We start from the raw sequence: 25,709 nt of genomic DNA on the forward strand, positions 1-25,709 counted from the left end.
GACGGGGCGGCCGAGCGGGCGGTGATCTGCGCCCGACGCGCAACAGTAAAGCATTTCTGAACGACCGGGACGAGGCCGGAAGCGGACTGTACGGTTTCGGTACGGCGAGACTGGAAGCGGACTGACTCAGAGGGCTTAGCACCTCGGCCAGCATCAATGCCAATCGGCGTGGCAGTCAAAATTTGATTTGCCCGCACTGGCATCGCCAACACCAAGGTACCCATGGTTAACACTTCGCCTGCGGACAGCGGTGGGCCGTAGGCGGGATTGGAAAGGAGCTCATTGAGATGCCGTAGAGCATTCAGCGGGCTTCCCAGGACATCGGCCCCGTTGCCCTGGCAACCACCTCTCCGTAACAGTGCTTTCATACATCGGCCCCCGGATCGGGGCCTTGACCTCTTATGCCTGCCATCCAGGGAACCAATCTTCGCATTCCACGTTCTGCTGCTTGCGGCGCGATGTACCCTTTCGGCCGCATGGGGCGGGCATCATCAGGCAACATCATTTCACAACCCGCTGGCTGGGAGTGGCACTGTGAGCGTGCAGGCATCAAAAACGCAACTCGACCGTCGACAGATTCTCAATTCATTGAAAGCCTTCAGGCGAGGCGACTTCTCCGTCCGCATCGAGAACGTCTACGAGGGCCTAGATTCCGACATAGCCGACACCTTCAATCAAATCGTCGAACTAAACGACCAGGTGACACGCGAGTTCGAACGGCTGAGCAGGGTCGTCGGTAAAGACGGCAGGATCGGCGAGCGCGGCCATGTCCGTAACGCCACTGGCGGCTGGGAAACTAGCGTCCGATCGGTCAACGATCTTATCGAAGACATGGTCCAGCCCACGGCCGAGGTGGCTCGCGTCATCGGCGCGGTGGCAAAGGGCGACCTGTCGCAAACGATGATGGTCGAAATCGACGGCCGGCCGCTGCGTGGCGAGTTCCTGCGCATCGGCAAGATCGTCAACACCATGGTGGGGCAATTGGCCTCCTTTGCGTCTGAGGTGACGCGCGTCGCGCGCGAGGTCGGTACGGAGGGAAAACTGGGCGGACAGGCACGCGTGAAGGGCGTGGCTGGCACGTGGAAGGATCTGACTGACAACGTCAATGCCATGGCCACCAATCTCACTGGCCAGGTGCGCAATATCGCCGAAGTCACGACCGCGGTCGCGTCCGGTGATTTATCGAAGAAGATCACTGTCGATGTGAAAGGAGAAATCCTCGAACTTAAGAACACGATTAACACGATGGTCGATCAGCTCAATTCGTTCGCGTCGGAAGTGACACGTGTTGCGCGAGAGGTGGGCACCGAAGGCAAGCTCGGCGGCCAGGCGCGTGTCGAAGGTGTCGGCGGTACGTGGAAGGACCTGACCGACAATGTGAATTCGATGGCGGAAAACCTGACTGGTCAGGTGCGCAACATTGCCGAGGTGACGACCGCGGTGGCGTTGGGTGATCTCTCGAAGAAGATCACCGTCGACGTGAAGGGCGAAATCCTCGAACTCAAAAACACCATCAACACGATGGTCGATCAGCTCAATTCCTTCGCTTCGGAGGTGACGCGTGTTGCACGCGAGGTAGGCACCGAGGGAAAGCTCGGCGGCCAGGCGCAGGTGCGCGGTGTCGCCGGTACATGGAAAGATCTGACCGACAACGTCAACTCGATGGCCGAGAACCTGACCGGACAAGTGCGCAATATTGCCGAGGTCACGACCGCGGTGGCCTCGGGCGATCTGTCGAAAAAGATCACGGTCGCTGTCCAGGGTGAAATCCTGGAGCTCAAGGACACCATCAACACCATGGTGGATCAGCTGAACTCGTTCGCTTCGGAAGTGACGCGCGTGGCGCGCGAGGTGGGAACGGAAGGAAAGCTTGGCGGCCAGGCGGAGGTGAGGGGGGTCGGTGGCACCTGGAAGGATTTGACCGACAACGTCAATCTCATGGCGGCCAACCTGACAGGCCAGGTCCGCAACATAGCGGAGGTGACCACGGCCGTTGCCCGAGGTGACCTGTCTAAGAAAATCACCGTCGACGTCAAAGGCGAAATCCTTGAGCTAAAGGATACCGTCAATACGATGGTCGACCAGTTGAATTCGTTCGCCTCCGAAGTCACTCGCGTGGCGCGTGAGGTCGGTTCAGAAGGGAAGCTTGGCGGTCAGGCGCATGTGGAAGGCGTCGGCGGCACGTGGAAAGACCTGACTGATAATGTCAACGCCATGGCCGGCAACCTGACGGTGCAGTTGCGTGACGTGTCCAAGGTTGCAACTGCGATCGCGACTGGCGACCTGACCCAAAAAATCACCGTCGATGCGCTGGGCGAGATTCTGCAGATCAAGGACGTGATCAACACGATGGTTGATCAGCTGAACTCGTTTGCCTCGGAAGTGACACGCGTGGCCCGCGAGGTTGGTTCCGACGGCAAGCTGGGGGGCCAAGCTCAAGTGCGAGGCGTGGGCGGCACTTGGAAGGACCTCACTGACAATGTGAATGCGATGGCCGCCAATCTTACAGGGCAGGTGCGCAACATTGCCGAAGTAACCACTGCTGTGGCGCTCGGCGATCTTTCGAAGAAGATCACCGTGGACGTGAAGGGCGAGATTCTCGAACTCAAATCCACCATCAACACCATGGTCGACCAGCTGAATTCATTCGCCGGCGAGGTGACGCGTGTGGCGCGTGAAGTTGGCACGGAGGGTAAGCTCGGTGGTCAAGCACAGGTACGCGGCGTTGCCGGCACGTGGAAAGACCTGACTGACAATGTGAATTCCATGGCCGAGAATCTCACCGGTCAGGTTCGCAACATTGCCGAGGTGACGACCGCAGTGGCGCGCGGCGATCTTTCGAAGAAGATCACCGTGGACGTGAAAGGCGAAATCCTCGAACTGAAGTCGACCATCAATACAATGGTTGATCAATTGAATTCCTTCGCCGGCGAAGTGACGCGTGTGGCACGTGAGGTCGGCACCGAAGGAAAGCTTGGTGGACAGGCGCAAGTGCGCGGCGTCGCCGGGACTTGGAAAGATCTGACGGACAACGTCAACTTGATGGCAACCAACCTGACCAATCAGGTGCGTGGCATCGCCGATGTCGTGACGGCGGTCGCGCAGGGCAATCTCAAGCGCAAGCTGACAGTGGATGCCAAAGGTGAAATCGCCTCTCTGGCCGACACCATCAACGGCATGATCGAAACGCTGGCTACTTTTGCCGACCAAGTGACCAACGTGGCTCGCGAGGTGGGTATCGAGGGCAAGCTCGGCGGACAGGCGCGCGTGCCGGGAGCGGCCGGCCTATGGCGCGATCTGACCGACAACGTCAACCAACTCGCAGCAAATCTGACCACCCAGGTGCGCGCCATCGCCGAGGTCTCAACGGCTGTGACAAAGGGCGATCTGACTCGCTCAATCAGCGTCGAAGCATCTGGCGAAGTCGCTGCCCTCAAAGACAACATCAACGAAATGATCCGCAACCTGAAAGATCAGACGCTGAAAAATGCAGAGCAGGATTGGTTGAAGACCAATCTCGCCCGGTTTTCGCGAATGCTGCAAGGCGAGCGCGACCTTGCCACCGTTTCGCGGCTCATCATGTCCGAGCTCGCTCCTCTGGTGAATGCGCAGTATGGGGTGTTCTACGTAACCAATCGAGACGAGGAGGAATCCTATCTCGAACTGGCGGCGTCGTATGGTGCCGAAAGCAAGGCAGCCATCAAGCAGCGCCTCGATCTGCGCGAGGGTCTGGTAGGGCAAAGTGCAGCCGACAAGCGTGCCATCATGCTGGATAATGTGCCGCCGGAATTCCTGCGCGTCACCTCGGGTCTTGGCAGCGCGTCGCCGGCCAACGTCATTATCCTCCCCGCTTTGTTCGAGGATGAGGTCAAGGCCGTCATCGAACTTGCCTCGTTTGGCGAATTTCGTGACACGCACCAATCGTTTCTCAACCAGTTGATGGAGTCCGTTGGCATCGTTCTCAACACCATTGCCGCAACGATGCGTACCGAGGGGCTGCTGAAGCAGTCGCAGCTGCTGACCTCGGAATTGCAAGCACGTCAGACCGAGTTGACAAAGAAACAGGAGGAACTGCACGCCACAAATGAAGAACTGCAGGAAAAAGCTCAGCTCCTGGAGAATGAAAAGAAACAGGTGGAAAACAAGAACCTCGAAATCGAGATGGCGCGAAGGGCGCTAGAGGAGAAGGCCGAGCAGCTGGCACTCACCTCCAAATATAAGTCGGAATTCCTCGCCAATATGAGCCACGAGTTGCGAACACCGCTGAATTCGCTGCTCATTCTTTCGAACCTGCTTGCGACAAACCAACAGGGCAATCTCAACGAGAAGCAGATCGAGTTTGCGCGCACCATCAATTCTGCCGGCACGGATCTTCTCAGTCTCATCAACGACATTCTCGATTTGTCCAAGATCGAATCCGGCACGGTCTCGATCGATATCAACGATATGCCGGTGGCGCATCTGAGGCAGCATATGGAGCGGACGTTCCGACAACTCGCGGCCGACAAGGGGCTTGGCTTTGCCATCAATGTCGATCCCACTCTTCCTGAGACGGTCCGCACGGACGAGAAACGGCTGCAGCAGATCGTCCTTAACCTGCTGTCGAACGCGTTCAAGTTTACCTCAGCGGGTGAGGTGAGCTTGAATTTCCGCGTCGAGAAAACCGGGCGCCGCAATGGCGTCAAACAGCCAACCAAGGCGTTGGCGATTGCCGTGACCGACACAGGCATAGGGATTCCCGAAGACAAACAGAAGCTGATTTTCGAGGCTTTCCAACAGGCTGACGGAACCACCAGCCGCAAGTATGGCGGTACCGGTCTTGGTCTCTCGATCAGTCGCGAGATTGCTCGCCTGCTTGGCGGCGAGCTGAGGGTCGAAAGCACCCCCGGCAAGGGATCGACGTTTACGCTCGTCATCCCCTTGGACGGCCCACGAGTCGCGGCGCAGCCACAATTGCTTCCGTCAACCGAGACAATCACAGCAACGGCGCCCAGCAGTTCGCCGTCGGCAGAATTGATGGATGACCGCGATACCATATCCTCAGAGGACAGGGTCGTGCTGATCGTAGAGGACGATCCTACCTTTGGCGGGCTGCTGCTTGGCCTGGCACGATCCGCCGGACTGAAAGGCGTGCTGTCGACTGCTGGTTCAGGCACTTTGGCCCTGGCCCGAAAGCTGGTTCCCGACGCGATCACCTTGGATCTGGGTCTTTCGGACATCGACGGATGGGTGCTCTTTGATCTGCTACGTCATGACCCGAAGACCAGGGGTATTCCGATTCACGTGATTTCAGGCGCTGAGGACATCGAAGATCTTGCCCGCAAAGGTGCGTCGAGCATTTCCACCAAACCGGTATCGTCTGACGAGCTGTTAAACGTGTTCCAGGATATCCATTCAAGGAAGCTCCGCATTCAGCGCCGCGTCCTGGTGGCCGACCCCGATCCCGAACGCAGGCTGTCCATAGTCGAAGCGATCCGCGACGGCGTTACCTCGGTTACTGCAATCAGTCGGGTTGACGCAAACACGGAGGATATAGACGTCGGCTCATATGATGCGGTTGTGGTCGCCTTCGGAAGATCGACAAAGGACAATGCGCAAGCGCTCGAGGAACTTGCAGGTCAAATCGCAGGAATTTTGCCGCCGCTTTTGTTTTTCGCGCCTCAGGGGGACGCAATTGAGCAGGCGCTGGCGTTGACCCCGGCCTGGCGGGATGTCCCACGGGCCGAGAATTTCGCTCAATTGGCCTTGCATATGTCTGCAACTCTCCCGGGCGGCGCTCGGCACGATAAAGAGACAGAAAAGGGACAAGCCGACAACAAGTCCAATCTTGCCGGCGCCAAGGTACTCATCGTCGATGACGACATCCGCAACATCTATTCGCTGACCAGCGTTCTCGAGACTTACGATATAGAGGTCATGCACGCCGAACGCGGCCGGGACGGAATCGCGCTGCTGGAAGAAGCGCCCGATGTCGATGCTGCATTGATCGACATCATGATGCCAGAGATGGATGGCTACGAGACGATGCGTAGGATACGCAATACGCCTGGTATTGCTCACATCCCACTGATTTCTGTCACCGCTAAGGCGATGAAAGCCGACCGGCAAAAATGCCTTGACGCCGGCGCTTCCGATTATATCGCCAAGCCTGTCGATCTCGATCTTTTGCTGGCATTGCTTCGGGTCTGGATCGGGCGCTCAAGAGCGCGGGTCGAGAACCCGGAAAAGTTGCTCATGGCAGCAAACTGACGGGGGCTCAAATGCAAAAGCTATCGCGTCCTCGGTCGAAGAAATTGGAGAGAATGCCAACGGCAGATGGCCCGCCAAAGGCACGTATCCTTGCCGTCGACGATGACGAACGCAATCTAATGGCGATCCAGGAGGTCATTTCCCCCATTGCAGAGGTCGCCGCGGTACAATCCGGCGAAGAGGCCTTGCGCCGCCTGCTTAAGGAGGATTTCGCCGTTATTTTGCTGGACGTGCTGATGCCGGGTCTGGATGGTTATGAAACAGCTGCACTCATCCGCCAACGCGTACAATCGAAACACACGCCACTGATCTTCCTCACGGCCATCAACAAGGAAGATGCTCACATGCTGCGCGGCTACGACGCAGGCGCGGTGGATTACGTTTTCAAGCCGTTCGACCCAGTCATGCTGCGCTCCAAGGTAGCTGTCTTCGTCGAACTTCACGAAAAGACGCTTGAAATCCAGCGCAAAGCGATAGCCGAGCAAGCGTTGCTGGCAAAGGCTCTGAAGGCCGAGAAGGAAAAGCTCGAGGCCGAGCGATCCCTGCGTAGCGCGGAAGAGCGCCAGGAGGCCATTCTTGGCTGCCTGCCGGTCTGCTTTCACGCGAGATCCGCCGAGCCACCGTTTGCTGCCCGCTTTGTCACAAAGGGTGTGGAACGCTTGACGGGATTTCCACCTCATCGACTGACGTCGGATGCGGACTTTGGCCTCAGCCGGGTCCATCCTGATGATCTGCCAAGGGTACGCGAAGCGTTGTTGGCCGCAAAGGCAACAGGCTCCTACACATGCGAGTTCCGCTGGCAGTGCGCCGATGGCAAATACCGCATCTTTCTGGACCAGGGTATCCTATCGAAGGCAACGGACGGACGCCGCGCCGAAATCCTGGGTACGTTGCTTGACGTGACCGAGCGGCGCGGGCTTGAAGATCAACTTCTCCAATCGCAGCGCCTCGACGCAGTCGGCAAGCTCACAGGCGGATTGGCGCATGACTTCAACAATCTGCTCGCCGCAATTCTGAGTGGGCTGGGATTGCTTGAGCGGCATACGACGCTGGACGAGCAGACAAAACGGGTTCTCGATCTGACCCGGCGCTCAGCGAAACAAGGCGCGGAACTCGTCACCCGCATGCTCGCGTTCTCGCGGCGTCAAAATCTGAAGCCGGCAGCTGTGCGTCTGGCGGCTCTTGGAGACACGATGAATGGGCTGGTCGCTCCGGTTCTAGGTGGCCTGATCCGCTTTGAGTGGATGGTCAATGACACCGTTTGGCCCGCACATGTCGATGCCGGCCAACTGGAGCTGGCATTGATGAATCTGGTTTTCAATGCGCGCGACGCGATGCCATCAGGCGGAACAATTAGCGTGCATGCGCAAAATCGAACGGCTAGTGCGGCGTCCGAAGACCTCGCGCCCGGCGACTACGTACTTATCACCGTTAAGGATACAGGTGCGGGGATCCCGCCGGATATTCTTGCCAAGGTGGTCGAACCATTTTTCACCACGAAGCCCGTCGGCAAAGGAACGGGCCTGGGTCTCAGCACGGTTTATGGTTTCATGAAGCAGTCCGGCGGTGCACTACGCATAGACAGTGTCGTTGGTAGAGGGACTGCCATGGAACTGTGGTTGCCACGTTCGATTGAGCAGCCTCCCAGCGCTGTTGCTGAGCCCGACGTGGAGCAAATTCTGGTTAACGCAGGTAAGGAGCGCCCGTCCATCCTTCTGATTGACGACAGCAACGCGCTGCGGCAACTGACCGCTGAATCACTCCGACAGCGTGGTTTCGCAGTGACCTGCGCAGCAGGGGGCGCCGAGGCGCTGGCAGTTATCGAACGGACGCCAAATGATTTCGACGTCATTGTCACCGATTACGCCATGCCACTCGTATCCGGAGTGGACGTCATCCGCTTTGCGCGCAATCTCCGCTCGGATTGGCCAGCGGTGATCATTACCGGATATGCTGAAGCGAATGCGATTGCCGATCGACCTTCCAATGTCCCGTTGCTTGGCAAGCCGTTCCGCGAAAAGGATCTCATCGAGAGCATCCTGCATGCGTTCGCCCACACCGCACCCCAGCCGATAAATATTGGATAGGCAAGGGATGCCTCAATCGGCCCGGTGAGTGGGAACCGGGACGGGTTTGCGTCGCACCCGCAGGCTAGCCGATAGCGCTCCACAACCTACGTCGGTGAGCGTGTTCGCCGCACTGGCCAAGGACAAGGCGCTGCTTGGGCGAGATGGGTGGCAATGTGTTGAGGAGACGAACGGCATCAGGGGGCATGCCCCGGGCTTTTTCCCTGAGAAACAATTTAATCAATTAGCTCCTTCCGCATTGTGGCTTCGGAAGCCATCTTTGCAGGTGGGGGTATATGCGATTGAGCTAAAATGCCCGTCGCCATTTCAATCGGCGGCAGCAGCGGAGTTAATGCCGGTGCTGGCGCAAATGTCGGCGGCTCCAATGGTGTCAGCGCCGGCCTCGGTGCTTCCATCGGTGGCAGCAATGGCATCAATGCAGGTGCAGGCGCCAACGTTGGCGGTACGAGCGGCGTCACCGCCGGAGCAGGTGCGAACGTCGGCGGTACGGACGGCGTTACAGCCGGACTTGGCCAAGTTGTCCTGTACAGTCATTCACGGCTGTTTAAGGCAACCAAGGAGGATCGCATGTACTCCCTGAACAGAAGTCTGGCCAAGATTTTGGCCGGCAGCGTTCAAGGATCGGCGGCCCGAGTTGCGAAAGCTTGGTCATGGCCGATCCAACAGCCGGTGGCGGTAAAAGTTCCGGAACTATTTCAGCTCAATCTTGATGCGGAGGTGGAGAGATCTCGTACCGCCGATAGGCGTAATTCCGCTATTGCTAATATGCCAATAATTTACGCAACGTGGGGAGATTCGACCCCTTTCCGCAAGTGGCCGGTGTGGTCCGCCCGCCCCAAAGAGTCCCAACTGCACCGGCCACTTACCTTAGAAAATAGGTCAAGGTTAGCTTCGCGAAGTCTTTTGCGTCGCGCGCGCGTACTGCTGCCAGCAACTCAGCATCCTCAATTGTGCCGCTCAGAAAGATGGCCGGCACGGTTGACGTCAGAATACCCACCTTGGCATCGTCGAATTCACTTCAACCTTCCCGCAGGTGGCCGGTACGGCTGCTCAAAAGGAAAAGGCGTCCCATGCCTGGGGGCCGGACCCTGTGGCTCCTTTGGGGCTGCGCCGGCGCGTGCGGCTTTTTTACAAGAATGGCGGAACGTTGAAGCGGTGGCAAAGTTCTGGAAGCCTGGTCCAACCAGGCACCTGCTGGTAAACCAGCAATCAAGGCCCCGCTGACTCCGGTCGGCGGGGTTTTGCTTCCGCATCCCATTTCCAAAGGCACTTGCCAGCCTAATCGGGCCAGCTAACTCAAGTTGGCTTGCCGCCGTGACAAAAACTGACGATGGGTCCGCGCAAAAGCGGTCCGGCGGTCGCTGGGTTGGGGGGGCGAGTTTCGGCCGCCGGGCCTATGCCGGCAGGAAGGGACTTGTCGGCATGCCTCATTATACCTCCACCCCAATTTTAGCAAAACCAAATGGCTGGCTCCTTTGCCTCTCAAAACGAATGAGCCAGGCAGCCGATCCACCCCGGCTGATTTGGGCCAGGGCAAACGATTGCTAATATGCTGGCAATAGGCCTGCTTAATTGTGTTTTGACTATTTGGCCGCCCGGGCGCGTTAAATATCAGGTTCGCCCGCTTGGGGCGAACTGAACTCAGGGAGGATGATATTATGAAGATGAATCGACGTAATGCTCTCGCCCTTGGTGCCGCCTCGTTGGCTGCCCCGCTATTGGTCGCGAAACCCACGCCGCTAGCGGCCAAGGCCTATGGCCCGACCGATGGCAAAGAGATTTTCCCTGGCGTTCGGCTCGTAGAGTTGGGAACACGAGACTCCCATATCAAGGGGTACAAGACCGTCGCGATGGAAGACGTCGTCTATCAGCCAAAGGGATCTAGCCCGTTGGGGGACGTTATGATGGATGACATGGTGTGCACTGTCACAGAAGGCGTGTTGCAGGTGACGGCCGGAGACAAGGAGTTCACGGCCAGGGAAGGCGACGTATGGAGCTGTGGCAAGGGAAGCACAAAGGAAGCTGCAACGAATAACGGAACCGTCGTTGCAGTGATGCGGGTGATCAACCTGAAGGCATAGGGATGTTAAGGGGATCGCGGCTTTGCGTACCCACAATTCCTTTAATCATTTCCTCAGCCTCACCCCGGCGCTGCCGCGATGAACTCGACGGCAGCGCTACGGCAATGCCAACGGCAGCTAGTCCACAGCGTCGCGCAACACCTTCTTGCAGCGGCCCAAAGGCGATCGTCACCGTCTCGTCATCGATGCGTGTTACCTCTCCGGTCAGGTCGATCTGCTGGCCTCGCTTCACCCTCATGTTTTAGAAACTTACGCCTCCGGACGAATGTTAGCACGCGCTTGACTAATGCCGTGCTCGCTCGCGCTGTCGTATACCCACGCTATTGCCTTCGGGTCGCGGCAACGCCAGCTTGACATGGAAAGTCCCTGGCAAATTGGGCAGAGTGCCAGTCTTCACCGAGGTCGTGGTCATGGCATCGACCGGAAAAAGGATGACCATTCGGGCTTTGGTCTCGGGCCAAAGCGGTCGGCCAAACAGAAACAACGCGACCGCCAGCAGGACCACTACGAGGGCGGCGGTGAAGGCATTCGCGATGATCTCGCCGAAGTTCATGCTGTTCTCCGGCGAAAGGTGCCCGCCTTTGCGCCGCCCGCCGCCACATGGCGGCGGGCATCGGTCGTACATGTGGTCAGTCGTAAACCTTGACGATCTTGCGAGTGCCCGGATCGACAAGAACTGTCCGATTGTCGATCACGACGTAGCGGTATTTGACGTTGGGCACTTCATGCAACTCGACCGTGTCTGGCAGCGATGAGCCGATGTTGAGTTCCACGCCGGGAAGCTTCACCGATGCCAGGGGCTGCTTCTTCACATATTCACGGATGACTGTATCCTGCTCTGGCGCGATGACGACGTCCTCGGCAGCGGCCGCGCCGATACCCGCAAGGAGCAGAAACGCCGCAAGGGCCCCGTTAAAGTGCATTCTCATGATGTTTTCCTCCTGTGAAATCGACGCAGAACCTCCGCGCCAGCCACCAAACTTCGAGCACGTGCAGACGTTCCCCGGCAGGGCTTCGGTCCCACGGAACATGGGGCCAAAGTCTGATCGAACAGCGCAATAGTCTTATCCTTGACGTTGCCTGGAACAGCTTACTTTCGCGGATGTTTCTCGGAAAAGTTCGGAGAAACAGCTGGATAGAAGTGTCAGTCAAGCGCGCTGGTTGCTCACACCGCTATTTGCGACGGCCGTCTCTCCCCTCGCGCGCATCTGGAGAGGTGGCGGGTTTTTTATATTAGATGCAACTAATGTTTCTGTGTTACGTTCCCGCACCGGCCAGACAACGTCCCAAGCTGGCCATTTCCAAACCCGTCATCGGCCTACGGTGGCGGGAGCCCGTCACGGCTTCCTCCGTGGCGGGCTTTTGCGTGCTCTTTCACAGCGTAGTTGGAACTCGGATTGGGCTCTTTATGGGCGCGACCTCCTGGAGGTAGCTGGCCATGAGGTGTATGGAGGCAGCTGGCCATGAGTACAAATAGTTGCACCAGACCCCTGCAATTGCTGTGGCGGCGGGCCGACGGAATTTTGAGCGAGGCGAACGGAGTTCCCCTTTCTGTCACATAGGCGTTTCCTTATTCCGAGAGAAAATCCGATCGTTGCGATCGGATGCCGATTTGGAGGCTCTTATTGCAAAGTTGGCTCCGGCTCGCGTGACCCTGGTAGGAACTCTGACCAATTCTCGCCTGGGTGAACGTCGCCTTGCGGCCTGACTATCTGCAGGATTTCAGGGAATAACCGCATCAGGCAAATCCATGAGGAATTATCGCGTTGAGGAATTGGATGGAGAATCTATTGTTTCGACGTGCGACGTCCAAGGAAGTACGCCTTTCAAGGCAGCCGAGAAGGCACTTGGGCACAAGGTTACCTTGCGAGACAATGCCAGCAAATGGATTCTAGTGACGCAGCCGACCCGCTGGCGGCCTCGCTATTTTGAATTCAAACGACGTGATTAGGCTCCCTAACGTTGCCTGGGTGTCTTCTTCGGCCATCAGCTTGTTAAATGCGGCGGCGTCGCCAATGATGTCGAATGGCCTTGCCGAACCCGTACCGTCTATCGCGAGAATGACAGGCAGGAACGGCAGACCCACCCTTGGCGGGTGTAAACGGCATAGGACGGGCGTTTGCTTTATCGTCTATTCTAACTAACTAGAGTTTTGTTAGGAGCAAGCTGAATGGCCTACATTACGAGCGCCAGAGGCGCCGCGCACGGTGCTAACCACCAAAGACAACGCCAAGGCGCTGGCCTGGGCAAGGGAGGACGGCGACAAGGTGCGGGCCGAATGAGACCAAAAAGCCGAAATAAGCGGAGGGCGGGCCCGACACCTTTGGCTTTGGGGAACTCTGAGACGTCGGGCCCTTGGACCGGAGAGATGGGTGAATCCTCCAAGCCCCGTCCATAATTTGCTCCTAATATAGGCCGGTGGCAAACCCCCGGTTTGCGTCTTGCACGATAGCGAGCTTGCGCAGAGTCCCCGGCCTACGCGGGGACAGGCCCGCCCAGGACGCGGGCGGCGCTGCGGTGGTGTAGGACAGCGGCCCAGAAGGAACACGCGCGCTGGGTGAGGCTGCTATCGGCGGCCCAGAGGCCGAACATCACATCAGCGCTTGGAAGCATTTGCGCTTCGCGAATGAGTGACGACCAATTGCCGCCGCCCAAGAAGTTGATAAGCTCGCGAGCTTCCGCTTCACTGCAGTTTCTTTAACAAGGCGTTGGACACCGGGCCATCCATCGCTCTCGCTTGTCTTTTGTTAATGAACTCGTCTGTCTAGTTTGTAAAATTGCCCGTCGCGCTGTTTTCGAACGGCACATGGGCGATTGAAAAGTCGACTACTTTCGCCCTAAAGTGGAGAGAGCTGGCATGCCATTCACAGGGATAGCGGATCCGGAACAGCTTAGCATGCTTTGCCAAGCTCTGACCGAGTATTGCCGTACCTATGGTATTTCGGACGAACAAGCCCGCGACCACGTCGCATGGCTGGTCATGTCAGCATTTACGAATGGCGCGAATAGCCTGGAACAACTAAGAGCGGCGCTGGAGATCGAATAGGCTTGATCGGGCGTCGTTCTTGCGTCCTGTGGGTCGAGGAGATCCCGCTGAGGCCGAAGAGGCGGCGACTCTTGACGAAAACAGGGCGTTCGAACATCCGGTCGTTCATATGTGCTCTTCAGGACTGCCACGGTTCAGCGACAAAGGCGCTAGGACGGCGCGGGATGAGCGGCCCAGCAGCCTTATTGCCAAGGGTGACCGGCAGCTAAGCCGCTGGGCCTTGCCAGCGGGGCGGGTTTAGAACCGGTCGGCAACATATATACGATCCTACTATGGGCACGATGTCGGCTTTCACATACACGCCCGACAACACCCGACCAGCTACGGCAAAAACCAAGGACAGCTAGTCAAACATGTCGCACAACGCGTTATTGCGTGTCGGCGGCTGGTATTTCTTCACCAGCCGAACGTTGTCGAGGCTAACCGTCACAAGCGGCCCCAAGGTGATCGTCACGGTCTCATCATCGATGTGCGTCACCTTGCCGGTCAACTCGATCTACTGACCTCGTTTCACTTTCGAGGCATCGCGGATCGAACGTGGGAAGTCTTAGGATGGAATCGAAAACGCTGATGGTGTCGTCATCGACCCGCTGTCGCACGGTGGCTGTCACCGCCACATGCTAATTCCCCGCAACATGCGGAAGATTCTGGAACGTGAGGGACGATAGGCAAGCGCTTGCTAATATTCGACTGGAGGCGCAGAGTTTTCTGACACATGAGGCTCTTTTTGGTCGCACGCGCAGTCCCTGACAACTGCTACTCCGGCAACTACGATCCAGTGACCGGCTATGATGCTGCGAGAAGGCTCTCGGTCATCAGCCTTTGCGAGGCGTTTTGGAAATGCATCAGATTGTGCCGGACCTCATCTGGCCAAGGTGGTCGCGTCTTTACGCTCCTAAGTCTTGAGGCACGTGATGCTTGAACCTCTTTTTACGCAGCTGGAGCAACACGATGTGGTCTCGGACGCAGAACGGGCTTTGCTTGCCGAAACGATTTCAATCGGACGTGATTTCGCCATCGGCCAGGATCTCGTTTCTGCGGGATCCCGTCCGACCTATAGCACCCTGCTGGTCGATGGACTGGCAGCGCGCTACAAAGTGCTAGAGGATGGCGGCCGACAATTCACGTCGCTCCAGGTGCCTGGCGATTTTGTCGACCTCCACGCTTTCCTGCTCAAAACCATGGATCATGGAATTATCGCTTTGTCGGCCTGTCGTGTGCTTTTTGCCGATCACAGTCGGCTGCGAAAGATTACGGAGACGGCGCCACATCTCACGCGACTTCTCTGGTTGGACACGCTGGTCGACGGGGCGATCCACCGGGAATGGATCGTTGCTATGGGGCGTCGATCGAAAATCTCCCATCTGGCCCATCTCATTTGCGAACTTTACGTCCGATTGAAGGTGGTGAATCGCACAACCGGCCTGAGTTTCCGTCTACCGATAACGCAGGCCGAACTCGCAGACGTGTTGGGACTCTCGGTCGTCCATATGAACCGCATAGTGGGCAAACTTCGTAAGCTCGGCGCGATCACCTGGGCTGATCAGTCGTTGACGATCGTCGACTGGGCGCGGCTCCAGCAGATCGCCGAATTCGATCCGACCTACCTCAGTATGGGGCGAGATCCGCGCTAGCTGGCGACTCACTATCGTTGCAGCCCAGTGGGGCGGACCTAGCGACCGACCGAACGCTTCGCTTCGTCGACCGTCGATGGGGCTGAAGGAACACTAACGGAATAAGGTCGGGCCACGCATTTGAGCGCTAGCGCGCTAGCGCGGTGGAATGTTCAGCCGGGCGTTCGGCAACCCGGTACTGGTTGTCGCGATCTGCCGTAACCAGTTCATAGTCGCCAACAAGGCCGTCGATCACCAGGTCGAGAAATGCATGGCAGGCGGCAATCCAATCCAAACAATCAGGCACCGTGAGCGAGAAGCTGGTGCCCTCGCCATAGCTGGCAAACAAGACAGACGGTGAACCGCGTCCGCCCCAGGTCACGCTTAGCTCAGCCCATGCGTCTGCCCATCCTGCCTGCTGAGGTGCAGCTTTCGCTGGAATTCTGCGGCGGCTGCAACATTCTCCTAGGATCGAGAGCCGCCGGTCAAATCCTCGCAATTGGATCGTGGGCGATTTTCCTAACCTCTTTCGCGGCCTACGCCACCAGCCAGTCTGTGCAAGCACGGGATGGCGGAATGATTGCGTATTTGCTAAGGCCAAAATGGCATCGGCGAGAATGGTTCTGCGCGGAGTATCTGCTCTTGTATCGAAGACGCCGCATTCATAGTATCCGTCCTCGCGCATCATCATGGAATTCCAGTCCACGGCACCGAATAGCGACCACGCCGTGACGGCGCGCACGTCGATACCCTCGGCCGCGCATGCGCAGGCAGCTTGCCATCCCTCCATGAACCAGCGCAGCTGTTCCTCACGGGTGCAGGCATTGTGCACTTCTCCGATTGCCACTGGCAGCGCATAGCGGCGCCAAACCTCACGCAGCCGAGAGGCAAATCCCAGTTCACGGGCTGGCACGCCGGCGCGGAAAGCGGCGATATCGACATAGGGTTCTATGCCGTTGCCGCCAACGAGTTCTCGAGGATGCCGTTCCACGCGATGGTCGAGGAACCGATCGCTGGTGAGGTAGTAATCAACGCCGATCAGGTCCGGAGGGCAGGGCGCGGCCTTCAACTCTGCCAAGTGGGCGTGATCGACGCCAGCGCCGAGGAGGCGTTCGTAGGACGGATGGCGCGGATCGACATGTCCACAAAGCAGATCCAGCGATAACCATCGCCGGCCATTCTCGTACTCAGCCTGATATGCCAGCTCTGGCGTCGCGAATATCTTTCCGAAATCTTCGGTCTGCAGAAGGCGGGCATCGGGGATAACCTTGCGGATGGCCGACATTGTCTTGGCGATCGCGCGGCATTGGGCAACCAGAAGCCGGAAGCAACTTGGCTCGTCCGCGCGGTGCGGGTGCCAGAATCCATATAGACCGCTGAGGCGAGCGGTCGTCATCGGTTCGTTAATCGGCGTGAAAGTCCTTATCCACGGGTACCGACGTGCGAGCCTACCGGCAAACTCCGCAAGACGATCGGCAAAATCCGGGTCGAGAATCGACGTCCAGCACGGCCCGCTGCCATGATGGACAAGGGCAGCCATTGGAGTGATGCCGAGTTGGCGCATCCGCTGGAGCCGCTGGTCCAGCCAGCCCCAGTCATCCTTGCCCGCAACAGCCTCGACGTGCTCCCACAGCGCAGGATATCGAAGCGTTTTGATACCGATGGAAGCGACGAGATCCAAATCCTCGATGCGTTTTGAATGACCGGTTTCGGCGAGCTGATTGCGGATCACACTGCCCACACGAACCACGCTGCATTCAATGCCGCCCCAGACTTCCACCATAACTACCCCGCCGCGCCCCTGGTAAGGGATAGACGCGGCGCGCCCATCTTCTGAATGCGATTGAACGCGGCCAGCGCCTGACCAATCACCTGGTCCATATTGTAGTACCGGTAGGTGGCTAGCCGTCCGACGAAAACCGCATCGGTTTGCTGAGCAGCGAGCGCCTCATATCGCTTGTAAAGCACTTCATTCTCTGGCCTGGGCACCGGATAATAAGGATCGCCGTCATCCGTCGGATATTCGTAGGTCAGACTGGTTTGAGGATGCTGCTGTCCCGTCATATGCTTGTATTCTGTGACCCTGGTGAAGGCCTCCGTCTGCGGGTAGTTGACGACGGCCACCGGCTGGAACCGTGGCCTGTCGAGTGTGACGTGCTCAAAGCGCAAAGATCGGTATGGCAATTTTCCCAGCCTGAAATCGAAAAATTCATCGAGTGGACCGGTATATACGAGACCCCGATAGGGGATGACCTTTCGAACATCGCGGTAGTCCGTTTGCAGCATTACCTTGATATTGGGATGGGCCAGCATCCGTTGAAACATGCGTGTGTAGCCGCCCGCCGGCATGCTCTGGAACCTGTCGGCGAAATACCTGTCATCACGATTGGTTCGTGTCGGCACGCGCGCCGTCACTGACTTGCTCAGCTGCGAGGGGGCGACCCCCCACTGTTTCCGCGTGTAGCCTTGGAAGAATTTTTCGTAGAGTTCGCGTCCCACCGTGCCCACGACTACGTCCTCGGCGGTGCGGATCTCTTCCACGCTTTCTCTGCGTTCGGCCAGAAACTGCTCCATTTGCTCGGAGGTCAGGTCGAGGCCATAGAGGCGATTGATCGTGTCCAGATTGATCGGGATTGGCAAAAGTTGACCGTCTACCTTGGCCAGTACACGGTGCTCATAGGGACGCCACGCCGTGAACTGGGACAGGTAGGCGACAATGGCCTCAGCATTGGTATGGAAGATGTGCGGCCCATACCGATGCACAAGAATACCGGCGTCATCGTACCAATCGAAAGCGTTGCCGCCGATGTGACTGCGACGGTCGACGACCAGCACTGTCTCGCCGCGCTGACTGGCCAGGCGCTCTGCCAAAACGCTTCCAGCAAAGCCTGCGCCGACAACAAGCCAATCAAACATGGTCGACCAAGCTCCTGAATGCCTGATGACGCAAAACTTTCGCAGGCTTGAGCAAATCGTGCATTGTGCTCCAGGTCGTGTCCCAAGACATTCCTGAGAGGAACGCGTCGACCTTGGCCGTTTCACAGCCCTTGCGCAGAGCGGCATCGAGGGCGGCTGGCATCGAGCCTGCATCAGCAATGTCGACCAAGCCGCGACGGCCGTAGGTTTCCACCACATCAACGATTGCAGTCGATACTACAGGCAGTCCGCCGGCTAGGAATTCAGGGGTCTTCGTCGGGCTGATATAACGCGTCGCATCGTTCAAGGCGAAAGGCATCCACCCTACGTCCCAACCGGCCATGTATCCGGGCAACTCGGCATACCTCTTGGCGCCCAACCAATGAATGTTTGGGCCGGTGGGCAGCGTGGCCGGGTCGATCTTGACCACCGGACCGATCGTGACGAATTGGACCGTAGGCATCGCTGCAGCGGTTCGAACCATCAGGTCGATGTCGAACCGCTCGTCGATGACCCCGAAGAAGCCTACGCGGGGATGCGCAATGCTTTGCTGGTCTGCAGGGTCTGCCTGAGGCCGGCGCGCCTGATGGAAGTGTGCCGTGTCAATGCTGCTTGGAAACACGTGGACGGAGGGATGCCGGCGGCGCTTGGACTCATAAAGGCTCATTCCACCGGTGAACACGACGTCGGCCTTGCCAAAGAGCTGCTCTTCCAGTCGCTCAAGTTCAGGAGGCGCGTTTTTGAAGGCAGAAAGTTCGTCCATGCAGTCATAGACGCAGACATCCTCCTGCAGCGCATCGGTGAACTTCAGGGCCATGGGGGTGTAGTACCAGGTCACCAACTGGTCGTGCTCGATGCCTGCGACGAGATTCTCAAGCAGAATGGCGATAGCTCTGTCGACCTCAATTCCGGACTGACACTGCGGCAGTATTGGCGTCACAACTTCCAGGCCTGGCGCCACCGCCTTACGGCGCAGACGAGGTATCTGAACAGGCTCGAAGAGGGGTTCCTCGAAGAACACAACGGCGTAGTCGGCCGCGGCGCGCGTCATCAAATGCTGCGGGCGTTGAAAAACAAAGTCCCACCGCAAGTGTGAAAAACATATGAGAAGGGGGTTATCAAAAGGCACGAGGAAGGGGTTGGATACAGTCTGATCCATTGCAACGATCCGCATTAGGGTTGGCTTATGGTGGATCAAGCTCCGTTCGTAGATCGGGTTCCACGGCAACGCGGAATTTTGTCTTTCTTAGCCGGACATCAAAGGCGCCACGATTTCTCGGTATGGCTGGAACGGGCATCGCCTCCGTAAGTTGTCGGCGGGGAGATGCCAATGATTGTCGATGCACACCTTCATACGTCGGGCCGCGAGACAACAGCGGATGTGCTGCAGTCACTTGACCAAGCGGGCGTCGACATCGCTTTCCTGCTGGCGCCGTTCCTGACACCGCCCTATTCGCTTAATGACCGAGAGTCGTTACGCGCTGGCAACCGCTACCTTTCCTACCTGGTCAAAGGCCACTCGGATCGGCTCGTCGGGTTCGCGGTTGTTAATCCGCTCCATCCGCAATCAGCCGACGATCTTGAGGAGGCAGCCGCGCTTCCCGGTATTCGCGCGCTTAAGATGGTTCCGACCGGATGGTATCCGTATGATGAGTGCGCTCATCGAGTGTACGCGGTCGCCGCAAGGCTCGATCTCCCCATTTTGTTTCACAGCGGAATTTTTATTGACGGCCGGTCTGGCCGGTTCTGCCGGCCGTCCTTCTACGAGGCTGTTCGCGATCATCCCGGCCTTCGCGTCACCCTAGCTCACCTTGGCTGGCCATGGTGTGACGAAGCCAACGCGGTTGGTGTTATCGATCGGATCAATGGTGTCGACCCGGCCGAAAGCCAGTTTCGCTTCGACCTGTCGTTCGGGCCACCCCCCATCTACCGCGACGAGGTTTTTCGCAAGGCACTCGACGTGATCGGCCCACGCTCGCTGCAATTCGGAAGCGACCGCTTCTTGCCGTGCAGCGGTGCTCACATTCGCGCTGCGTTGGACGAGGTGGGGGCAATTCTCGATCAGCTCGATGTCGCAGGCAAGGACCGAAATGCGATCATGTCAGGGACTGCAATGGATTGGCTGAGGCTCCACCGGTCGCAAGGAGGAAAGTGATGGCCCGGACCCCGCGTGTTTTGCCAGGCGGCCAGACTGATGAGCGCACGCATGTTCTGGAGGTCTTGGGCAACGCCATTGTCGGCGGTATGGAAAACTACGTGCGCAACCTGGCTGCAAACCTGCCATCGAACGAGTTCAAAGTCTCGCTCCTGTGCCCTTATGAGAGCCCTTATACAATGTTGCTGCGGTCCGAAGGCAGGGACGTTTATATTGCGCAACTGCGTGACGATCCCCCTTGGAAGACAATTGAACTGATCTGCACTCTCGTCCGTGAAACCGGCATCGATTTGCTCCACGCTCACCTGATGAACGCACATACCGTGGCAGCAGTCGCCGGCCGACTAAGCGGGACGCCGACCGTAGCCACGTTGCATGGGATGAGCTTGCATCCGCAGGAAATCAGCGTCGCGCGCACAACGGGGAGCCATACCATTGTGGTGTGCCGCGAAGCCTGGTCACAGGCACTTGCGGTGGGGTTGGCGCCTGAGTTTGTAAGCCTCGTTCCCAACGGGGTCGACCCCGCAATGTACCATCCGATGTCCGCTGACCCGTCGGAGTTCCGCCAAACGATTAATGTCGGCCCGGCCGATATGTTGGTTGGGTTCGTTGGCAGGCTGGCCTGGGAAAAAGGACCTGACAAGTTTATCAAGGCAGCCGAATTCATATTGCAAAGGCGGCCCGACGTGCACTTCGCAATGGTTGGCACCGGTTCAATGGAAAAGGATCTCACCGCCACGGTTCGGCGTGCGGGACTGGAGTCGCGCATCCATATGGTGGGGCTCGCGCGCGAACCACATCGGATTTATCCGGCGCTTGACTTGTTGTTGCATACGTCCCGCGCGGACGCGATGCCGCTCACTATCCTGGAGGCCATGGCATCTGGCGTGCCAGTGGTGGCGATCGGGGTCGGCGGCGTACCGGAAATCGTCGCGACGGGCGAGACGGGAATTCTTATAGGAACCACGGAGTGGCCCGGTATCGTGTCGGAATATCCCGGTGACTGGGAGGGCGTCGCGCTGGCGGCACTCTCGCTCTTATCTAATCCCGCCAGGTTAAAATCGATGGCTGGCGCGAGCGTGAGGCGGGCGCAAGCCAACTTCGATATCCGCCAGTCGGCGACCCTGACTAGCCATATTTTCCGGCAGTTGCTGGGATCGCGAGCCGATAAAGCCCGGCTCCACTCCGTTCCGTGAATTTAAGCTGGCACGACCACAGAAGGATCAAAATCTGGTGGCCCTGATCCCGGTAATGACAGGGTACAGGGGATCAAGAACGTCGAGGCTTGCGCGGTCGATTTCCTCGAAAGCGAGGCCCTGCAGAAAGGCTGTGGCGGCTAGAACATTGCCGAATTGCTGCACCTCCACTGCGGCGGAGCCAAACCTTTCCTCGAACAGGCGTCGTGCAGCACTCTGTGTCATGGCCCAGAACCACTTTTCTGGCCCGTCATGAGCATCTATGGAGGTGATGCCTGGAACCGTCGCCAGCACAACGCCTCCTGGCGCCAAGGCGCGATGGATCGTGGCAAGTGCACCCCGCACGTCGTAGATCATGTGCAGCGTCTGGGTCACAATGATGCAGTCAAGGCGGCCGCCCTCCAGGGCATTCTCGTTCTGAAGATCAATGCGCATTGTGGCGTTAGGATTAGAACTCTCAGGCGAATCGATAATGTCGGAAGACACAACCCGCTCCAGGCCAAAACGGAGCGTGTAGACATTGTCGCCAATTTCCGCGACACGCCCCTGAATGTCCTCAGCATGCCGCCGCAGAAAACTCTCGATGTAGTATCGGTCAAGCGGCATGCCGCGATCGCCGCCAAATTTCCGGCTTAGGGGCTGGACCTCGCCAAGGTCTCCAAAGACCACCGAACCAGGTGCCGGGATAGCTCGCATCCTGCGATTCACACCTGGGAGCCATGAAGCGGCGAGGATCTTGCTTGGGCTGTCATCACGTCGCTCCTTGAAGGCTTTGTTGGTGTGGCTTTGTAATCAAACGCGAGGACCGCTCAATGGACAGCAGATCGCTGGCAAAAGGGGAGAGTGATGGTTACCGAGATTGCTTCCTCGCTGCAGTCGCGTTTTGACCGCTGGGGCAGTAGTCTTTGCGTCCTTCGAGTGAGCTGCCAATGCAGGGCCAGCCCCGGTCGCCTTACGCATGTCGCCGCTGCGCTCTTCTGGCTGTTCTTTTTTCCCCAAGAGACCTGAAAAATACTTGCCGAAGAACCCCATCATCTCCTCCTCGATTCAGCCGTGCCTGATACGAATTTGCCGCGAGATGATTTGTTCCCTCCGGGAGCAACGTCGCTGCGATTTCCTCCCGTTTCAGGGGCACAGACCAGTTCAGGTGCCTCGCTTTCAGCGCATTGGGACCTTTACGTGATTTGATGTCGTTCAAGGTCCGGCAAGACGGTACAAACCGTTTTTGGCAAAGCAGCGCTTTGACTGCCTCACAGCAGGCATGGGTCTGAAATTGTCGAGCCCTTCAAGAAGGCGCCGCGCAGTCCACCGGGTCAATGTGATATGGAGGCCTCCGCGCGTCTGGTGCGGCGGCTCGGCCGGCGATCCGCTCGCCATCTCTCCTCCGTCGGCGCCGTCACCCAAACTCCCGCAGATCCTTTCGAGGATAACCGCCACCTCCTCACACGGAGGTGTGTAAGCATACCGCGATGCAACTTCCAAATACGGTAGCGACGAGCGGCGCAGAAGGTCGGTAGTGGCGCTTTCTGCCAATAGGTCGATCCGCTCGACCTCGCTCCTACTAACCTCATTCAAGCGCCTAACCTCTCAGCAATTTTGCGACCCGGCCGATCGCAGGGACAGCATGACAACTTCCGACATGGCGAGGAAGTGGCATCTCAATTACAATTGTTCGATCACAGCGATGCCCTGCGGATCGTGCTGGCACGCGGCTGGTAAAAATCGAATATTGAACCTTTTCCAACTCCGCAAATTAGACGGCAATGGCGAGATATTTCTTCGACATACCAGATGCCGATATCGCTGATCCAAACGATCTTGTCGACGTGCATGACGCGCGTGAGGCAGGACTGCGAGCCCTCGCAGCGATCATGAGGGAATCACATCCGGACGGCACTAAACGCGCTTTCGAATTCAACGTTTGTGATGAAGTAGGCCGACACTATCTGCACCTCACCATCACACTCGAGTGGAGGGCTGCACCTGGCCACCCTTCAACGGCAAGCCATTAACCCGATTGACCGCCAGGAAGATCGCTTTGTTAGTCTAGTCGCGGCTTGAGGCGTGCACATTCCGATACCGCTGGGCGTAAACGCCGTTGGTCGCGGACATTCTTCGCGGCCTCCTCATACGATGTAAGCCCGGAGCGGCTTCGCGCTTAACCGGTTGTGCTAGGGAGTCGGGGAAGGAAGAAAACGCGCATTCGCAGCTGCCATATGGCATTGCGCACGCGGTTCAGATTTGGCCGTCCTACGCATCGACTTCGATCCAAGCCGGCGCGTGATCACTTGGCTTCTCCCATCCGCGTGTCTCCACATCGACGCCGGCACTCCGCAAATGGGAAGAGAGGGAAGGGCTCACTAGAAGGTGGTCCATTCGAAGTCCTGAACTTCGGTCATATCCGCCGCGATAGGAGAAGTTCCAGTAGGTGTAGATAGCGTTCTCTGGATGAGTGTGACGAACGGCATCGATCCATCCTTGGGCGAGCATCTGGCGGTAGGCGTCCCTGCTTTCAGGCAAGTACACAGCATCGCCGATCCATCGCCTTGGCACGACCGCATCGAGTGGGGTCGGAACCACATTATAATCGCCGCAGAGCACGGTTGGCCTACCGGCTTTAAGTAACGACCGACCGTAGCTGATGAGCCTTTCAAACCAGGCGAGCTTATAGTCGAATTTAGAGCCGGGCGCTGGATTGCCATTGGGCAGATAGAGGCAGCCAACCACAAGCGCATTTACATCGGCCTCGATATAGCGACTGTGCGTATCGTCGGGATCGCCAGGCAAACCGCGCCGGCGTTCTAGGGGATCGGTCCCGCGGGCAAGGATTGCAACGCCGTTGTAGGACCTCTGGCCGTGCCAGATGGCGCCGTATCCGGCGTTGCTGATCGCCTCCACCGGAAACTTGTCGTCAGATGTTTTGAGTTCTTGAAGGCACACGATGTCGTATTTGGTTTCATCCAGCCACCTGAGAAGCACCGGCAGCCGACCGTTGACGCCGTTTACATTGAAAGTTGCGATGCGGGTCATTCGCACCTCTTATTGGAGCTTGGACATCGAGGCGGCGCGGACCGACGCATTTTGCCGCTACCGTTGCTCGCTCATGTGCGGGGAACGCGTTGCTATGTCTCGCTGGTGACGTTCGGCACCTCAACGACGACTCTTACACCGCGGTCTAACCATTCCCGCTCGGTAGACCCTTGAAGCTGTCGCCGTATCGTAGCTTCGGCGATCACAGTGCCAAAACCTGCCTTTCGGAGACCCGCAGGCGGCGGGCCTCCGGTTTCTTCCCAAACGAGCGCCAGACCTTTGATTTGCGGAATTTCGTTCCAACTGATTGCGACCTGACCAGTGTCCTGCGAGAGCGAGCCATGCGATGCGGCGTTTACGGCGAGCTCATGAATGAACAACGCAAGCGGTTGGACCGCATGAGCTGCAAGCATGATATCCGGACCGCTCAAAACTGCCCGTTTCGCCCCGTAGGGCTCTAACTGAGTCCGAATGGCCTCCCGCAGTGGAATCTGATGCCAGCCGCGTCGGGAAAGCAAAGTGTGGGCTCGGGCCAGTGATTGCACACGCTGCCGTACGGAGGCCGCATACAAGGCAGCGTCGTCCGATCGAGTAAGCCGAACGATGCTGTCGACAAGGGCAAGCACATTGTTGGCGCGATGGTCCACCTCCAGCAGAAGCCTGTGCTCGGAGTCTTCGAGAGACTGGATCCTGCGATAGTCAGTGCGGTCGATCTGCGAGCCGAAGTGATACACAACGCGGCCGCTGTCATCGTGAATTGGGCTGAGATGAAGCTGGTTCCAGAAGGCCGATCCATCCTTGCGGTAGTTGAGCACTTCGACACTGGCCTCGCGCTCCTCCCTTATCGCCGCTCGTATCTCGGAAACGGCGATCTTGGATGTTGCCGGACCCTGGAGAAACCGGCAATTCCTGCCAAGAACCTCTCCTGCACTGTATCTCGTCAAGTTCAGGAAAGCTTCGTTTGCTAGTACTATAGGGTAATCCTGCTGTGTGGCATCGGTCACCACCATCGGCATGCGTGTCCGCTGAAAGGCGATGGCTGCCAACTCTTTACGGTCTGGAAGCACATCCGCTGTCACTGCGGCCGGCTGATCACCGTGAATCTGGGATAGGTCCTTTTTGCCCATTAACGCTTCCTTGGCTGCGACTAAGATCTTGAACGTGAGGGACGCCGAAGCGTTGCCGACCGGTAGCAAATTCGCTCCTGATGCCAATCTTGAGACAATCGTGACGAAGTCGACGTCTTCTGTCCGAGCGGCGGAACAAGGATCGAGGCCGCAAATTAACAGCGATCGAAATGCCGGCGAGTGTCACGAAGGGCACGTGGTCGATTTGG

At 58.0% G+C, this 25,709-nt stretch carries 17 protein-coding genes and 1 pseudogene; 10 read left to right on the forward strand and 8 right to left on the reverse strand.

The features are described from left to right. Window positions 1-540 precede the first annotated feature (540 nt). The 4 genes and pseudogenes from AC1D10_RS34570 to AC1D10_RS34585 all read left to right on the forward strand — a co-directional run bounded on the left by AC1D10_RS34570 (window position 541) and on the right by AC1D10_RS34585 (window position 10,417). Window positions 541-6,249: a hybrid sensor histidine kinase/response regulator gene (locus AC1D10_RS34570; RefSeq protein WP_477279698.1), complete on the forward strand. Its 5,709-nt coding sequence runs from the start codon at window positions 541-543 to the stop codon at window positions 6,247-6,249. A gap of 53 nt (window positions 6,250-6,302) precedes the next feature. Then, on the forward strand, window positions 6,303-8,336 hold the full coding sequence (locus AC1D10_RS34575) for a response regulator (RefSeq protein ID WP_477279651.1): 2,034 nt from the start codon (window positions 6,303-6,305) through the stop codon (window positions 8,334-8,336). 297 nt (window positions 8,337-8,633) lie between these two features. Further along, a pseudogene (locus tag AC1D10_RS34580) lies at window positions 8,634-8,849 on the forward strand (hypothetical protein); the annotation flags it as partial. Between the two features lie 1,145 nt (window positions 8,850-9,994). Continuing rightward, window positions 9,995-10,417, forward strand: coding sequence for a hypothetical protein (locus AC1D10_RS34585; protein ID WP_477279653.1), 423 nt, complete (start codon window positions 9,995-9,997; stop codon window positions 10,415-10,417). 283 nt (window positions 10,418-10,700) lie between these two features. On the opposite strand, the gene AC1D10_RS34590 is transcribed toward AC1D10_RS34585, so the two are convergent. Both AC1D10_RS34590 and AC1D10_RS34595 read right to left on the reverse strand, forming a co-directional pair. After that, window positions 10,701-10,970, reverse strand: a complete 270-nt coding sequence (locus tag AC1D10_RS34590) for a polymerase (protein ID WP_477279655.1) — start codon at window positions 10,968-10,970, stop codon at window positions 10,701-10,703. Between the two features lie 76 nt (window positions 10,971-11,046). Then, window positions 11,047-11,346: a DUF1236 domain-containing protein gene (locus tag AC1D10_RS34595; protein ID WP_477279657.1), complete on the reverse strand. Its 300-nt coding sequence runs from the start codon at window positions 11,344-11,346 to the stop codon at window positions 11,047-11,049. Window positions 11,347-13,274: 1,928 nt separating this feature from the next. Between AC1D10_RS34595 and AC1D10_RS34600 the strand changes: the two genes are divergently transcribed. The 3 genes from AC1D10_RS34600 (at window position 13,275) to AC1D10_RS34610 (ending at window position 15,097) form a co-directional block, all read left to right on the forward strand. Further along, window positions 13,275-13,463, forward strand: coding sequence for a hypothetical protein (locus AC1D10_RS34600; protein WP_477279659.1), 189 nt, complete (start codon window positions 13,275-13,277; stop codon window positions 13,461-13,463). 353 nt (window positions 13,464-13,816) lie between these two features. Beyond that, window positions 13,817-13,966 carry a hypothetical protein gene (locus tag AC1D10_RS34605; protein ID WP_477279661.1) on the forward strand — a complete coding sequence of 50 codons (150 nt, stop codon included), beginning with the start codon at window positions 13,817-13,819 and terminating at the stop codon, window positions 13,964-13,966. A gap of 411 nt (window positions 13,967-14,377) precedes the next feature. Next, a complete protein-coding gene (locus AC1D10_RS34610) occupies window positions 14,378-15,097 on the forward strand; it encodes a Crp/Fnr family transcriptional regulator (protein WP_477279663.1) in 720 nt (239 codons plus the stop codon). 127 nt (window positions 15,098-15,224) lie between these two features. Here AC1D10_RS34610 and AC1D10_RS34615 read toward each other — a convergent pair whose 3' ends face one another. The 3 genes from AC1D10_RS34615 to AC1D10_RS34625 are packed head-to-tail and all read right to left on the reverse strand — an operon-like array spanning window position 15,225 to window position 19,151. Continuing rightward, window positions 15,225-16,859: a glycoside hydrolase family 1 protein gene (locus tag AC1D10_RS34615; RefSeq protein WP_477279665.1), complete on the reverse strand. Its 1,635-nt coding sequence runs from the start codon at window positions 16,857-16,859 to the stop codon at window positions 15,225-15,227. Window positions 16,860-16,861: 2 nt separating this feature from the next. Next, complete coding sequence (glf, locus tag AC1D10_RS34620; RefSeq protein WP_477279667.1) at window positions 16,862-17,992, reverse strand: UDP-galactopyranose mutase; 1,131 nt, start codon at window positions 17,990-17,992, stop codon at window positions 16,862-16,864. Further along, window positions 17,985-19,151 (reverse strand): glycosyltransferase family 1 protein, encoded by a 1,167-nt coding sequence (locus tag AC1D10_RS34625; RefSeq protein WP_477279669.1) that lies wholly within the window; start codon window positions 19,149-19,151, stop codon window positions 17,985-17,987. The genes glf and AC1D10_RS34625 overlap by 8 nt, the downstream gene beginning before the upstream one ends. 171 nt (window positions 19,152-19,322) lie before the next feature. On the opposite strand from AC1D10_RS34625, the gene AC1D10_RS34630 reads away from it, so the two are divergent. After that, window positions 19,323-20,147: an amidohydrolase family protein gene (locus tag AC1D10_RS34630; RefSeq protein ID WP_477279671.1), complete on the forward strand. Its 825-nt coding sequence runs from the start codon at window positions 19,323-19,325 to the stop codon at window positions 20,145-20,147. Continuing rightward, window positions 20,147-21,343 carry a glycosyltransferase family 4 protein gene (locus tag AC1D10_RS34635; protein ID WP_477279673.1) on the forward strand — a complete coding sequence of 399 codons (1,197 nt, stop codon included), beginning with the start codon at window positions 20,147-20,149 and terminating at the stop codon, window positions 21,341-21,343. Before AC1D10_RS34630 ends, AC1D10_RS34635 begins: the two co-directional genes overlap by 1 nt. Before the next feature lie 27 nt (window positions 21,344-21,370). Here the strand turns inward: AC1D10_RS34635 and AC1D10_RS34640 are convergent, their stop codons facing one another. Beyond that, window positions 21,371-21,949, reverse strand: coding sequence for a methyltransferase domain-containing protein (locus AC1D10_RS34640; RefSeq protein WP_477279675.1), 579 nt, complete (start codon window positions 21,947-21,949; stop codon window positions 21,371-21,373). A 1,157-nt stretch (window positions 21,950-23,106) separates the two neighbouring features. Here AC1D10_RS34640 and AC1D10_RS34645 point away from each other — a divergent pair. Continuing rightward, entirely contained in the window at window positions 23,107-23,355 is a 249-nt protein-coding gene (locus tag AC1D10_RS34645; RefSeq protein ID WP_477279677.1) for a DUF6894 family protein, read from the forward strand. A 238-nt stretch (window positions 23,356-23,593) separates the two neighbouring features. On the opposite strand, the gene xth is transcribed toward AC1D10_RS34645, so the two are convergent. Then, the gene (xth, locus tag AC1D10_RS34650; RefSeq protein WP_477279679.1) at window positions 23,594-24,373 is read right to left on the reverse strand and encodes an exodeoxyribonuclease III; all 780 of its coding nucleotides are present in this window, start codon (window positions 24,371-24,373) and stop codon (window positions 23,594-23,596) included. 92 nt (window positions 24,374-24,465) lie between these two features. Further along, window positions 24,466-25,500: a blue-light-activated histidine kinase gene (gene lov / locus AC1D10_RS34655; RefSeq protein ID WP_477279681.1), complete on the reverse strand. Its 1,035-nt coding sequence runs from the start codon at window positions 25,498-25,500 to the stop codon at window positions 24,466-24,468. Window positions 25,501-25,709: the final 209 nt, after the last annotated feature.

It is taken from the genome of Mesorhizobium sp. P2_A8, from assembly GCF_056404935.1.

Excerpts from the sequence above, each read along its gene's own strand:
- AC1D10_RS34575 (WP_477279651.1), top strand. The coding sequence starts at position 6,303 with ATGCCAACGGCAGATGGCCCGCCAAAGGCACGTATCCTTGCCGTCGAC.
- AC1D10_RS34585 (WP_477279653.1), top strand. The coding sequence starts at position 9,995 with ATGAAGATGAATCGACGTAATGCTCTCGCCCTTGGTGCCGCCTCGTTG.
- AC1D10_RS34590 (WP_477279655.1), bottom strand. The coding sequence starts at position 10,970 with ATGAACTTCGGCGAGATCATCGCGAATGCCTTCACCGCCGCCCTCGTA.
- AC1D10_RS34595 (WP_477279657.1), bottom strand. The coding sequence starts at position 11,346 with ATGAGAATGCACTTTAACGGGGCCCTTGCGGCGTTTCTGCTCCTTGCG.
- AC1D10_RS34600 (WP_477279659.1), top strand. The coding sequence starts at position 13,275 with ATGCCATTCACAGGGATAGCGGATCCGGAACAGCTTAGCATGCTTTGC.
- AC1D10_RS34605 (WP_477279661.1), top strand. The coding sequence starts at position 13,817 with ATGTCGCACAACGCGTTATTGCGTGTCGGCGGCTGGTATTTCTTCACC.
- AC1D10_RS34610 (WP_477279663.1), top strand. The coding sequence starts at position 14,378 with ATGCTTGAACCTCTTTTTACGCAGCTGGAGCAACACGATGTGGTCTCG.
- AC1D10_RS34615 (WP_477279665.1), bottom strand. The coding sequence starts at position 16,859 with ATGGTGGAAGTCTGGGGCGGCATTGAATGCAGCGTGGTTCGTGTGGGC.
- glf (WP_477279667.1), bottom strand. The coding sequence starts at position 17,992 with ATGTTTGATTGGCTTGTTGTCGGCGCAGGCTTTGCTGGAAGCGTTTTG.
- AC1D10_RS34625 (WP_477279669.1), bottom strand. The coding sequence starts at position 19,151 with ATGGATCAGACTGTATCCAACCCCTTCCTCGTGCCTTTTGATAACCCC.
- AC1D10_RS34630 (WP_477279671.1), top strand. The coding sequence starts at position 19,323 with ATGATTGTCGATGCACACCTTCATACGTCGGGCCGCGAGACAACAGCG.
- AC1D10_RS34635 (WP_477279673.1), top strand. The coding sequence starts at position 20,147 with ATGGCCCGGACCCCGCGTGTTTTGCCAGGCGGCCAGACTGATGAGCGC.
- AC1D10_RS34640 (WP_477279675.1), bottom strand. The coding sequence starts at position 21,949 with ATGCCGCTTGACCGATACTACATCGAGAGTTTTCTGCGGCGGCATGCT.
- AC1D10_RS34645 (WP_477279677.1), top strand. The coding sequence starts at position 23,107 with ATGGCGAGATATTTCTTCGACATACCAGATGCCGATATCGCTGATCCA.
- xth (WP_477279679.1), bottom strand. The coding sequence starts at position 24,373 with ATGACCCGCATCGCAACTTTCAATGTAAACGGCGTCAACGGTCGGCTG.
- lov (WP_477279681.1), bottom strand. The coding sequence starts at position 25,500 with ATGGGCAAAAAGGACCTATCCCAGATTCACGGTGATCAGCCGGCCGCA.